This is a genomic window from Micromonospora sp. LOL_023 (assembly GCF_048060115.1).
GTDB lineage: Bacteria > Actinomycetota > Actinomycetes > Mycobacteriales > Micromonosporaceae > Micromonospora_E.
In genome coordinates, this window is record NZ_JBHMIM010000008.1 from 51,151 (window position 1) to 63,266 (window position 12,116).

The following is a 12,116-nucleotide window of genomic DNA, read 5'->3' on the forward strand; positions in this document are numbered from 1 at the left end:
TGTGACATTAAACAGAATGTCCAGTCAGGTCAACCGACCCGGTGGTGGCGCCGGTCCAGCTGTCCCAGAGTCGCCGGTACGTCCCGTCGGCGACCACCAGCTCGTCGTGGGTGCCGACCGCCTCGATCCGGCCGGCGTCGAGCACCACGATCCGGTCCGCCTGCCGGGCCTGGGTCAGCCGATGGGCGACGATCAGGCTGGTACGGCCGACGGTGGCGGCGAGCGCGGCCCGTTCCAGCTCCCGGGCACCCGCGCTGCCCGCTTCGGCGGTCGCCTCGTCGAGGATCGCCACGTCGGGGTCGGCGAGCACGAGCCGGGCGAGGGCGAGTTGCTGGGCCTGGGCGGCGGTCGGCTGATGGCCGCCTTCCCCGACCATGCTGTCGATGCCCTCAGGCAGGGCCCGCACCCACCCCGACGCGCCGACCGTGTCGAGCGCGGCGGTGAGCTCCTCGTCCGAGGCACCGGCGCGGGCCATTCGCAGGTCCTCGGTCAGCGGTCCGGCGAACACGTGCACGTCCTGGCTGATCAGCACGATCCGGCCGGCGAGACCGGCGGCACCGGCCGTGTCCGGCCCGGCCAGCGCCACCCCGCCGAACCGGACGGTGCCGACCGTCGACTGGAGTTGGCCGGCGACCACCGCGGCCAGGGTGCTCTTGCCGGCGCCGCTGGCCCCGACCAACGCCACCCGCTCCCCCGGCTCGATCCGCACCGTCACGTCCTGCAGGATCAGCGGTCCGCCGTCGTAGCGGTGCCCGACGCCGTCGATCTCGATCGACGTGTCGGCCGGGACGGTGTGCCCCGTCACGGCGGGTGCAGCCGGCAGGTCGGCCACGCCGACCAGCCGGGCCAGGCTGGCCCCGGCCTGCTGCACCTGGTCGAACTCGGCCACCAGCGCGCCGAGCGGATTGAACAACCGGTGGAAGTACAGGGCCGCCGCGGTCGTCGCGCCCACCGTCACCAGATCGGCCCGGACCAGCAGAAACCCGACGACAAGCACGGCGGTCAGTCCTACGCATTCGGCCCGGTTGAGTCTCGACCCGAACCGGGTGAACATCCGCAGCACGCCGATCGACAGGTCGCGGGCCGCCGCCGAACGGTGCTCGATCGCCGCGGTGTGCACGGCCTCCAGCCGGTACGCGCGGACGGTGGCCGCCCCCCGCAGCGCTCCGATCATCGCCTGCGACCGTTCGCCGGTGACCACCCGTTCCCGGGCGTAGTAGGGACCCGACCGGGGCAGGTACCAGCGCAGGGCGAGCAGGTACATCGGCAGGGCGGTCAGGCCGGCCAGGCCGAGGCGCCAGTCGAGGGCGAACAGACCGGCGACGGTCAGGACCACGGTGAGCAGCGCGGAGACCAGCACCGGCGCGGTGTCGGTGATCACCCGGGTCACCACGGACACGTCGTCGCCGACCCGGGCGAGCAGGTCCCCGGTGCCGACCCGGTCCAGGGTTCCACCGGGCAGGTGCAGCGCGCGGTCGAGCACCCGCTCCCGCAGCCGGGCCAGGACGGTCTCGCCGGTGCGGGCGACGAACGCGGCACCGAATCCGGTCAGCACCGCACCGACTGTGGCGGCCAGCACCATCACGACCACTGCCCGGACCAGCCGGTCGGTGTCGGTCCCGGCGCGGATGTCGTCGACCATGATGCCGAGCATCCACGGGGCGACCAGTCCACTGGCGCTGGCCGCGAGCACCGTCAGCAGGGCCGTGCCGCTGAGCAGCGGCACCTGGCGCAGTTCAGCGCCGAGGGCTGCCCACGTCCGCCGCCCGGTGGCGGTCGGCAGCCGATCCATCGCGCTCACCGCAGCACCGCCGTACGGTAGGTCGGGTCGTTCTGGGCCAGGTCGTGGTGCCGGCCGGTGACGGTGACCCGGCCGCCGTCGAGGACGACCACCCGGTCGGCCTGGGTGAGCAACGTTGGGCTGCTGGTGACGACGACCGTCGCTGGCGCGTCGACCCGGTCGACCCCCGCGCCGCGCGATGGGCCATGCCGGGCGGCCCGCAGCCCGACCGCCAGCCGCTGCTCGGTGGCCGGGTCGACCGCGGTGCTCGGATCGTGCAGGACCAGGATCGGCGGGTCGGTCACCAGGGCCCGGGCGAGCCCGATGCGCTGCCGTTGGCCGCCGGAGAGACTGGCGCCGCGCTCGGTCACCGGGTGGTCGAGGCCGGCGGGGTGCAGGGCGACGATGTCGTCGACGCAGGCGGCGGAGATCGCAGCCGGCAACTGGTCGGCGTCACCGCCCGCGTGCACCAGCAGGTTGCTGCGCAACGTCCCTTCGAACAGCGCGGTGTCGTGCGGTTCGACCAGGACCCGTTCGCGCAGGGCGTCGATGGTCAGCTCCGACACCGCGACCGCGTCGACGGACACCGTTCCCCGGTAGTCGTCGGCGGGCACGCCGCCGCGCAGCAGGTCGAGCAGCGCCTGCGCGTCGCGCGGGTCGTGCGCCACGACCCCGATCAGCTCGCCGGCGCGTACCTGCAGGTCGACGTCGGACAGTGAGCGGTAGCTGACCCCGGTCAGCGCCAGGCGTACCGGGGTGGGGCGAGGGGCGGGGCGCTGTCCGGGCAGTACGGCCGGCGCGGCAGCCAGCACCCGGGCGACCCGGCCGGCGGAGGCCCAGACCGCGGCGGCGAGCTGGCCGCAGAAGCCGAGGGCACGCACCGGCTCGGCGACGAACTGGGCGAGTCCGACCACCGTGATGAACTCACCGATGCTGATCCGGCCACCGACGGCCATCCAGCCGGCGGCCCCCGCGACGGCGGCCAGGAACAGACCGCTCGCGCCGGCGGTGATGCCCTGGTAGACGCCGCCCATGGTGGTGGCCCGCAGGGTCACCGCGAGGGTGTGCTGGCTGGACTCACGGTAGCGGCGGGCCGCGTTGTGCTGGGCGCCGAGTCCGCGTAGCGCCCGCAGTCCGTTGACCAGGTCGGTGGCGAGTGCGGTGGTGGTGCCGGCTGCGGCCTGCTGGTCGGCGGTGCGCCTGGTGACCACCGGCGCGAGGGCCTGCAGGGCCAGCACCAGTGCCGGTACGCCGAGCAGCACGCCGAGGCCGAGCGGCACGTCGATGGTGAGCAGGACGACGGAGCTGACCGTGAGGGCGGCGACCGCCGCGACCGCGACCGCGGTGGCCCGGATGATCAGTGCGGTTCGTTCGGCGTCGGCGGCGGCGATGGCGAGCATCTCGCCGGAGCGCAGCCCGGTGCGGTGTCCGCGTGGGTCGAGCGCCCGGTCGGCGACTTCGACGCGCAGCCGGTGGGTCTCCCGGTGGATCGCGGTCTCGGTCAGCCGGGCGCCGAACCGCCAGGCGAAGGTCAGCACGGTGAACAGGCCGATCAGCCCGGCGACCGAGGCGGCGAGCGCGGTCAGGTCGCCAGTGGCCACCGCCTGCTCGACGATGAGTCCGATCGCGAGTGGGACGGCGGCCTCGGCCGCCTGGTGCAGGCTGAGCAGTGCGATGCCCCCGCCGAGCCGGCCAAGGTGCCGGCGCAGGGTCCGCCGGAGCAGCCGGGCCGCGCTCAGGCGGGCTGGTTCGCGTACGGGCACAGGTTCTCCCCTGGGCGGGACGGTGATGGCACGGACGCACCAAACGGCAGCGCCGGTGAGCAGAGGCTAACCTAAGTAGGCGGTCGACTTCATCCACGCGACTGGCGGCGCGAACATGACAGTCGACACGTTGGACGTGACAACCCGACACCGATCAGCTAAGTTATTCTCAGATCGAGTTGTTCTCAGATTGAGTTCTTCTGAGTTAGAGATTCTCTTGGTTCGAGAGGGATAGCGATGTCGGAGTCCGAGTTCCTCGCCGCGTACGACCCCCGGGCGTTCCCGGCGATCGCGGTCACCGTCGACGTGGTCGCGCTGACCATCCGGGATGCCCAGCTGCACGTACTGCTCGTCCGACGGGGCGCACCTCCGTACGAGGGCGCCTGGGCCCTGCCCGGCGGATTCGTGCAGCCGGACGAGGACCTGCCCACCGCCGCCGCCCGCGAGCTCGCCGAGGAGACCGGCCTCGAGACCGGCGGCCCCCTCGACCGAGTGCACCTGGAGCAACTCGCCAGCTACGGCGACCCCGATCGGGATCCCCGGATGCGGATCGTCTCGGTGGCGTACCTCGCCTTCGCCCCCGAGCTGCCCGACCCCGCCGCCGGCAGCGACGCCGCGGCCGCCGCCTGGGTGCCGGCCGCCGCCCTCGGCCTGCCCGAGCACGCCGACCCGGTCCGGCCGGTCCGCCAACGGCCGGGCACCAGCCGGCGGCTCGCCTTCGACCACGCCCGGGTCCTGTTCGACGGCCTCGACCGGGCCCGCGCCAAGCTCGAATACACCCCGTTGGCCACCCGCTTCGTCGGCGACGAATTCACCATCAGTGAGCTGCGCGCCGTCTACGAGACGGTGTGGGGTGTCGAACTGCACGCCGGCAACTTCCACCGCAAGGTGCTGTCGGTGCCGGGTTTCCTGGACAGCGTCGGTGCCACCACCCAACGCGGCGGCCCACGTGGCGGCCCACGCGCCCGCATCTACCGGGCCGGCGACGCCCGGCTGCTACACCCGGCGCTGCTGCGACCCGCCCGTGAGGAGACGATCCGGTGACCACGGCCGAGGCGATCCGCACCGTCATGACCACCGACGACCCCGTCGACCTGTTCGGCACCGACGCACCCACCCGGCGCTACCACCAACTGGCCCGGCTGCTGCACCCGGACACCGCCGGCACGACAGCGCCCGACCGCCGCACGGTGACCGCCGCGTTCGTCCGGCTGGCCGACCTGTGGCGCCGGCACCAGGGCGCCGGCCGCGACAGCGCCATCGCCGACGACACCGTCACCATCGACACCGGACGCCGCCGGTACGTCGTGCACCGCACCCCGCACTACGTCGGCGACCTCGCCGACCTGTACCGCCACGGCGGCGACCAACTGGTAAAGGTGCCCCGCAACCCGGCCAACAACGACCTGATCGTGCGCGAGGCCGCGGCCCTGACCCGGCTCGCCCACCACGGCGACGCCCGCTACCTGCCGTACGTGCCCCGGCTGGTGGACGACTTCCGACACACCGACCCCGGCACCGGTGCCCTACGTCAGATCACCGTGCTGGGCACCGCGCCGGGCCTGCACAGCCTGACCGAGGTCCACCACGCCTACCCCGACGGCGTCGACGCCCGCGACGCGGCCTGGATGTTCCGCCGGTTGCTGGTCGCGCTCGGCTTCGCCCACCGCGCCGGGCTGACACACGGCGCGGTGCTGCCCGCGCACGTGCTCATCGAGCCCGAGCAGCACGGTGTCGTGCTCGTCGACTGGTGCTACGCCAGTGCCGGCGGCGAGCCGGTGCCGGCGATCGTGCCGGCGTACACCGACTGGTATCCCGACGAGGTCCGCCAGCGCCGCTGCCCCGGCCCCGGCACCGACGTCGCAATGGCGGCCCGGTGCCTCACCTGGCTCACCGGCGACCGTACGCCGGCCGCGATCCGCCGCTTCGCCGACGGCTGCCGACTCGCGGCGTTGCGGCAACGGCCCGACGACGCCTGGCGGCTGCTCGTCGAGTTCGACGACCTGATCGAACGGCTCTGGGGACCACGCCGGTTCCGGCCGTTCACCATGCCCGACCCGAACCCCCGCTAGAACCCACCACCGAGAAGGAGGCCCGTCATGGGCAGTGGAGCCTGGTCGACCGACGTCTACCGCGCCGCCAGCGCCTACCGCAAGGCCAGCGGCAAGAGTGCCTTCGCCTACAGCGACAGTGGCGCCCGCAAGGTCCACCCGACCCTCGACCCGCACGGGGTCACCGCCCGGGAGAGCCGGGACTCGGCCGAACACCCACAGTCGCTGGCCATCACCGTCCTGTTCGACGTCACCGGATCGATGGGCACGGTGCCCCGAATCCTGCAGGAGAAGCTGCCGCAGCTGCTCGGCATGCTGCTGCGCAAGGGCTACGCCACCGATCCGCAGATCCTGTTCGGCGCGATCGGCGACGCCACCTGTGACCGGGCGCCGCTGCAGATCGGCCAGTTCGAATCGGACAACCGGATGGACGAACACCTGGGCAACATCCTGCTCGAAGGCGGTGGCGGCGGACAGATGATGGAATCGTACGAACTGGCCATGTACTTCATGGCCCGGCGTACCACGATCGACTGCTACGACCGGCGCGGCAAGCGCGGCTACCTGTTCATCATCGGCGACGAGATGGCGTACCCGAAGGTCAAGGCCCGCGAGGTCCGCGACGTGATCGGCGACCGCCTCGGCGAGGACATCCCGCTACGCGGCATCGTCGACGAGGTACGCCGCCGGTGGGACACCTACTACCTGCTGCCGGCCGGCAGTCACTACGCCGGCAACCGCCGCATCCTGGACTTCTGGCGCGACCTGCTCGGACAGCAGGCGGTCGAGCTGGAAGACCTGGCCGCGGTCTGCGAGACCATCGCCACCACGGTGGCACTCGGCGAGCAGGCCTGCGACCTCGACACCGTACTGGCCGACCTGCACGATGTCGGTGCCGGCGACGCCGCCGGCACCGTATCGCGGGCGCTCGCCCGCATCGGCGCCGACCGGACCCCGGCGGTACGCGGCACCCTGCCGGGCGGATCGGGCCACAGCGACCAGGTGACCCGGCTGTGAACCCGGTGGCCAGCAGCTTCGACGGCAGCCACGCGGACGCACCGACGGGCGGGTCGACCGGCGGACCGGTCGGCGACCCGCCCGGGCGGCACGTCGCCGTGGTCGACCTCGGCTACGGCGACGCCGGCAAGGGCACAGTGGTCGACTGGTTCTGCGCGACCCGACCGGTCGAGGCGGTGATCCGCTTCAACGGGGGCGGGCAGGCGGCGCACAACGTCGTACTGCCCGACGGCCGGGCGCACACCTTCGCCCAGTTCGGTGCCGGCACCTTCCACGGTGTCCGCACCCACCTGTCGCGGTTCGTGGTCGTGGACCCGCTGGCCCTGGCCGGTGAGGCGACGCACCTGGCCACGCTCGGCGTACCCGACGCCCTCGACCTGGTCACCGTCGACCGCGAAGCGCTGCTGGCCACCCCGTACCACCGGGCCGCGAACCAGGCCCGGGAGATCGCCCGCGGTGCCGACCGGCACGGCTCCTGCGGGATGGGGGTGGGCGAGAGCATGTCGTACGCTCTCGCCCACCCCGACACGGCACCCCTGGTCGGTGACTGTCTAGACCCGGGGCTGCTGCGGCACCGGTTGACGCTGCTGCGCGACCGGCTCGCCGCCGAGCTCGGGCCGCTGGACGCCCCGCCGGTGGCCGACACCGTCACCGCGTTCACCGCCTTCGCGCAGCGGGTGTCGATCGTCGACGGGTCGTGGACGACGCGACTGCTGCACACCGGTCCGGTCGTCTTCGAAGGCGCCCAGGGGGTGCTGCTCGACGAGTGGCACGGCTTCCACCCGTACACCACCTGGAGCAACACCACGTTCGGCAACGTCGACACCCTGCTCACCGAGGCCGGCATTCCGGGCACGGCGACCCGGCTCGGGGTGCTGCGGACGCTCACCCCCCGACACGGGCCCGGCCCGCTGGTCACCGAGGACCCGGCGCTGCGCCCGCCGGAGCGGCACAACGGCACCAACACCTGGCAGGGCCGGTTCCGGTTCGGCCACTTCGACGCCGTCGCCCACCGGTACGCGCTCGACGTCACCGGCGGCGTCGACGCCCTGGCCCTGACCCACCTGGACCTGGTCGGCGGGCACCGGCTACGGCTGTGCGGAGGCTACGACTGGACCGACCGGCTGCCGGTCGGACCGCCCGGCGACCTCGACCGGCAGGCGGCGCTGACCGTCCGGCTGCTGGCCAGCCGACCCCGGTACGCCGCCGACCCGGAACCGGAGCCGGCAGCCTGGGTCGACGCGGTACGCGACGCGCTCGGCGTACCGGTGTGGCTGACCTCGCACGGCCCGACCGCCGCCGACAAGGTCGCTCGGCTCACTGCGGCGGCAGGAAGGTGACCTCGGTAGGCCCGACGCCACTGATCACCACCGGCGTCGCGCTGTCGAAGTCGGTGCCGCCATGCCAGCTGGTGGTGCCGCCGCACAGGCACTGGATCTTGACCTGCTGCCCCAGAACGACCCGGATCCGCACCTTGGAGCCGGAGCCGAGCGATCCGACCCCGACGGATTCGCCGGTGGCCACGTTGCGCAGCACCACCCGGTTGTCCGAGCCCGCCGGCGGATCAGTAAAATTGATGATGGCGGATACACCACGCTTGACAGTGAAGTCGATCGGCGAGCTGCTCGGTACGGTGGCCTGGATCAGATCAGCCCGCAGTCGGTTACCGCCACCCCCGCTCCACTGGTCTGCATGGCCGGGGATCCGGAACAGCAGCGGCCACTCGTACGGGCCGAGCCAGTTGATCTTGAAGCTGCCGTCGTAGTAGATCGGGCTAGACATGGGCGGCAGCCGATACTCGGGCTCCAGGGCGGCGATCCCGACAGTGCCACCCTGTCCCGGAGGCGGGACCGGATCCGGAGCCGGGAGCTTCCCCCGAATCGATCCGCTTCGGTCGATGAAGATCGTCGGCGCCGTCTTGGTCTCACCCGGCACCGACACGGTAATCTGCCGAGCCGACTGTTGCGTCCCGGTGCCGCCGGACGGCCCCACCCACTGCGACCCGTACCCGGTGTAGCCAGGCGCACGCGCGAAGAGGTTGTACGAGCCCGGTACCGGCGCCGTCACAGTGACCCGTCCCAGCCCGGTCGACGACCTGCAGAGCTCCTGCAAGTTGAAGGTGCCGCGCGCGGGGACGGCGAAGAGGCAAACGCCCTTCATCGGCAGTCCGGTGTCGCGGGCGTACACCCAGGTCTTGATGTATGCCTCGGCGGACTGTGCGGCGGCTGCGCCCGCCGGCAGCCCACCAATCATCGCGACGACCAGGGCCGCGATCACGACCACCGCACCTGCCAGCCGGAACCTGGCTATCACCTGATCGTGCCGGCCGTACGCCTGCCCCTGCGCTCCTCTGCCGCTGTCGGCCATGTCGTCGCTCCCTGGTTTACAGATGCCAACGGCTTACCACGCGTTGGTCAGATCACCGTGGACGCTGGCATCCGACAGCCGCCGCGTCGCCGCATGTTCATCGCCCGATCCGCTACGGCAGAGACAATCGGATCCAGTCCCAGTACTTGACGACGACCGGGGTCGCCGTATCGAAGTCGGTACCGCCGTACCAGCGGGTCTCCCCGTCGCACTGATACTCGACCTTGATCTGCTGCCCACCAGTCAACAGAAACGTCGAGCCGGAGCCGCCCATCACGTCGCGAGTTGCCACATTGCGGAAGAACACCCGAAGTTGCGAGCAGGGTGGTGCGCCTTGCGCCGGGTGAACAAAGGTCCGCGCCTCTTGGCCTGCGGACGGGTAGAACTCGAACCGCTCGGCGGATCCCGCCGGGACCGTCTCGGCGAGCAGCCGGTTGCCGATCCACCCGCTCCACTGCATCGATCCGCGCTCGAGACGGAACAGCAGCGGCCACTCGTAAGGGCCGACCCAGTCGATCTCAAAGGTGCCATCCGGACGGACCTGCGTCTCACGAGGATCGTTTTGAATATCCGGATTGGATGCAGCGATGGAGACCCAGGTTGAACCGCGGTAGGAGAACACCCACCCACTGATCGTGGCACGAGGATCTAGCAGCACCCGGCTCACCCGTTTCGTCTCGCCTTCGGCGAGGGTGACCCGGCGGGCCTCCTGCTGCCGGCCGGTGCCGCCGGCCGGACCGACCCACTGGGCTCCGTACGGGCTGTCCAACTTCGGCAGGGCGAACAGGTTGTACTGCCCCGGCTCCGGCACCTCGACGGTCACTCGACCATCGCCACCGCTGCGGGCCGGGCAAACCTTCGGCAGGCTGAACGTGGGGACCGGCATGGCCAGCACACAGACGCCCTTGACCGGCTCCCCGGTGGCCCGGTCGAACACCCGGGTGGTGATGCCGCTGCCGGTGTCGGTGACCGGCGCGGCCGCCGCACCACTGGTCGTCCCCACCGCCAGCGCCACCCCGACCACGGCCGCGTACGTCCACCGGCGGTGAAAGGACAGCGGGCCTGTCCGAGTGTTCGACCTTCGTCGCCGACCGTCAGGCATGTCTGACCACCGACCCCTCGCCACAACAACATGTCATGACGTGACTACCATGCGCATTCATGATCGTCGGGGACGCGGGCATCCGATCAGCGACCGTGTCGGCGCAGTCGCACGACGATCCACAGGTGGACGCCGGCCCAGGCCGTCACCGTCAACATGCCGGTCCAGCGGATCACCGGGTACGGGTACCGCTGAGCCCCGTCGACCAGGTTTGTGATCCGCCGCTGCGTCGGCACGGCATCCGCCACGATGAGCTCGTGGGGTCCGCCGGTCGGCAGGAACGCCTGCATGGCCAGCCAGCCGAGGTAGCCCAACAAGAGCACGCCGACCGCCATCCAGCCCAGAAGCCGGGGATCGGCGAGCACTTCGCCGGGCCCGATCAGCAGCAACACCCCCACCAACGCGGCGACCACGCCTACAACCGCCAGCAGCAGCGCCCACCATGCGGTCCGATGATGTACGGCGGCCAGGTCGAGCAGCTCCATGTTGGTCGGTGCCGTCGGTGCCGTGTCACGCAGTGACCGGTACGCTGCGACCCTGGCCAGCGCCGCAGCCGGCGTCAGCAGCGCACCACTGACGGCCAACCAGACCGACACCCTGGTCCGGCTCCTCATCCTCCACACTGGTCGACCCTAGCGGACCAGTTTCCAGTCAGTTGTGGATCGGAGTCGTAGGACATCGCGGAGCGCCGTACGATCATCGAGCCATCTGGCCGACCTGCACGGGGGTTCGCATGACCAGTCCATTGCCCGCAGCCTGGTCCCACCAGTCACGGCGGCGACGCGGCACCGGGTTGTTCACAGCCGGGCTCGCTACCGCCATCGCTCTGGTCGCCGTCGGCGTGCCCGGTGACGCCGCACAGGCCGGACCGAAGGCGCCGACGCCGATCACGATCACCTTCCCGGGCGGACCGACCGCCGACAACGGGTCCACGGTCAGCGTGGTCTTCGACGCTAACGGCAATCCGAACGTCACCGGTTTCCGCTACAGCGTCACCGGTGCCGCGAAGCTCACCATGTCCGCCTCCGCTGACGCCCCCGGCGGGACCGCGACGGTCGCCCTGTTCGCCGACCATCTCGGGGCCCTTCGCGTCCACGTCGGCGACCAGGACAATCTCGGTTCGGCGTACAGCAGTTCCCCGATCTATCACGCCGAGGTACAGGTCGTCGGCGACCCGTCGCTGTCCGGCACGCTCAGCCTCGTCGACCACGGCCCACGGGCCGGCGTCACCGTCACCCTGGAGCCGGGCGGCCTGACCGCGCTCACCGACGCCGACGGCTACTACCGTTTCGACCACCTGACGCCGGGGGCGTACACGCTGCATACGAGGTACGAGCAGGGCTGCGATTTGGCGCTCGACGGCCTTCCTGTCACGATCCCGGTCCAGTTCGACCAGGATCTCTGGCTGCCGCCAGTGCAGGACGGGGCAGGGTACCGGTGCTTCACCAGCTACTACCACGACTATGAGCCGGGCACGACCGTGCGGGAGCTGTTCGGAGACGACGCCGTCCAGGAGATCGGGTTCCCGTTCGACTTCCCCTTCTACGGCCAGACCTACAGCAGCGTCTGGGTCGACAGCAACGGCTACCTGAGCTTCACCGACCAGGGAGGCTCGCACCAAGCTGCGCCGGCCGACTTCCCGTCCGCCAACGGCCCGCACCTGGTGGTCGCACCGTACTGGGACGATCTGATCATCGACCCGGCAGCCAGCGTCCGGACGACCGTGATCAGTGCCCCCGGGTACGCCGGTGCGCTCGTCGTCGACTGGCACAACGTCGCCCAGGCCGCCGACCCGACCACCCGGTTCAGCTTCAGCGTCACCTTGTACGCCAGCGACGGATACATCAACGTCGCCTACGCTGGTCTGACCCCGGCGCTCGGATCCAGCGACACCGTCACCGTCGGGATCGCCGGCCCCGGCGGCGGTCTCGGGATCCGGTACGACATCGCCACAGAGCCGCTGCTCGACGCCCGATCCATCACCTTCCACAACTACGGCCTGTAGACGCAGGCGGCGGCCCACAGTCGTCCGGCGA

At 71.4% G+C, this 12,116-nt stretch carries 11 protein-coding genes; 6 read left to right on the plus strand and 5 right to left on the minus strand.

What is annotated here, in order from left to right:
• Nucleotides 1–7: 7 nt before the first annotated feature.
• Both ACFHVL_RS06430 and ACFHVL_RS06435 read right to left on the minus strand, forming a co-directional pair.
• Nucleotides 8–1,792: an ABC transporter ATP-binding protein gene (locus ACFHVL_RS06430; RefSeq protein ID WP_416626248.1), complete on the minus strand. Its 1,785-nt coding sequence runs from the start codon at nt 1,790–1,792 to the stop codon at nt 8–10.
• Between the two features lie 5 nt (nt 1,793–1,797).
• Complete coding sequence (locus ACFHVL_RS06435; RefSeq protein WP_416626150.1) at nt 1,798–3,543, minus strand: ABC transporter ATP-binding protein; 1,746 nt, start codon at nt 3,541–3,543, stop codon at nt 1,798–1,800.
• A gap of 237 nt (nt 3,544–3,780) precedes the next feature.
• On the opposite strand from ACFHVL_RS06435, the gene ACFHVL_RS06440 reads away from it, so the two are divergent.
• The 4 genes from ACFHVL_RS06440 (at nt 3,781) to ACFHVL_RS06455 (ending at nt 7,951) form a co-directional block, all read left to right on the plus strand.
• On the plus strand, nt 3,781–4,587 hold the full coding sequence (locus ACFHVL_RS06440; protein ID WP_416626151.1) for an NUDIX hydrolase: 807 nt from the start codon (nt 3,781–3,783) through the stop codon (nt 4,585–4,587).
• Nucleotides 4,584–5,615 (plus strand): serine/threonine protein kinase, encoded by a 1,032-nt coding sequence (locus ACFHVL_RS06445; RefSeq protein WP_416626152.1) that lies wholly within the window; start codon nt 4,584–4,586, stop codon nt 5,613–5,615. Before ACFHVL_RS06440 ends, ACFHVL_RS06445 begins: the two co-directional genes overlap by 4 nt.
• Before the next feature lie 27 nt (nt 5,616–5,642).
• Nucleotides 5,643–6,611, plus strand: a complete 969-nt coding sequence (locus ACFHVL_RS06450) for a hypothetical protein (RefSeq protein ID WP_416626153.1) — start codon at nt 5,643–5,645, stop codon at nt 6,609–6,611.
• A 98-nt stretch (nt 6,612–6,709) separates the two neighbouring features.
• Nucleotides 6,710–7,951, plus strand: coding sequence for an adenylosuccinate synthetase (locus ACFHVL_RS06455; protein ID WP_416626250.1), 1,242 nt, complete (start codon nt 6,710–6,712; stop codon nt 7,949–7,951).
• Here ACFHVL_RS06455 and ACFHVL_RS06460 read toward each other — a convergent pair.
• Together ACFHVL_RS06460 and ACFHVL_RS06465 are read right to left on the minus strand one after the other, a co-directional pair.
• Nucleotides 7,929–8,978, minus strand: a complete 1,050-nt coding sequence (locus ACFHVL_RS06460) for a hypothetical protein (protein WP_416626154.1) — start codon at nt 8,976–8,978, stop codon at nt 7,929–7,931. The two genes, ACFHVL_RS06455 and ACFHVL_RS06460, sit on opposite strands and share 23 nt — an antisense overlap.
• 112 nt (nt 8,979–9,090) lie before the next feature.
• Nucleotides 9,091–9,747, minus strand: coding sequence for a hypothetical protein (locus ACFHVL_RS06465; RefSeq protein WP_416626156.1), 657 nt, complete (start codon nt 9,745–9,747; stop codon nt 9,091–9,093).
• A gap of 115 nt (nt 9,748–9,862) precedes the next feature.
• On the opposite strand from ACFHVL_RS06465, the gene ACFHVL_RS06470 reads away from it, so the two are divergent.
• On the plus strand, nt 9,863–10,027 hold the full coding sequence (locus ACFHVL_RS06470; protein WP_416626157.1) for a hypothetical protein: 165 nt from the start codon (nt 9,863–9,865) through the stop codon (nt 10,025–10,027).
• Nucleotides 10,028–10,166: 139 nt separating this feature from the next.
• Here the strand turns inward: ACFHVL_RS06470 and ACFHVL_RS06475 are convergent, their stop codons facing one another.
• Entirely contained in the window at nt 10,167–10,676 is a 510-nt protein-coding gene (locus ACFHVL_RS06475; RefSeq protein ID WP_416626159.1) for a hypothetical protein, read from the minus strand.
• A 137-nt stretch (nt 10,677–10,813) separates the two neighbouring features.
• Here ACFHVL_RS06475 and ACFHVL_RS06480 point away from each other — a divergent pair, with 137 nt between their 5' ends.
• Nucleotides 10,814–12,085, plus strand: a complete 1,272-nt coding sequence (locus ACFHVL_RS06480; RefSeq protein ID WP_416626160.1) for a carboxypeptidase-like regulatory domain-containing protein — start codon at nt 10,814–10,816, stop codon at nt 12,083–12,085.
• The last annotated feature ends 31 nt before the right edge of the window (nt 12,086–12,116 follow it).

Coding starts and splice junctions, on each gene's coding strand:
- ACFHVL_RS06430 (WP_416626248.1), bottom strand. CDS start 1,792: ATGGATCGGCTGCCGACCGCCACCGGGCGGCGGACGTGGGCAGCCCTC.
- ACFHVL_RS06440 (WP_416626151.1), top strand. CDS start 3,781: ATGTCGGAGTCCGAGTTCCTCGCCGCGTACGACCCCCGGGCGTTCCCG.
- ACFHVL_RS06450 (WP_416626153.1), top strand. CDS start 5,643: ATGGGCAGTGGAGCCTGGTCGACCGACGTCTACCGCGCCGCCAGCGCC.
- ACFHVL_RS06460 (WP_416626154.1), bottom strand. CDS start 8,978: ATGGCCGACAGCGGCAGAGGAGCGCAGGGGCAGGCGTACGGCCGGCAC.
- ACFHVL_RS06470 (WP_416626157.1), top strand. CDS start 9,863: ATGGCCAGCACACAGACGCCCTTGACCGGCTCCCCGGTGGCCCGGTCG.
- ACFHVL_RS06480 (WP_416626160.1), top strand. CDS start 10,814: ATGACCAGTCCATTGCCCGCAGCCTGGTCCCACCAGTCACGGCGGCGA.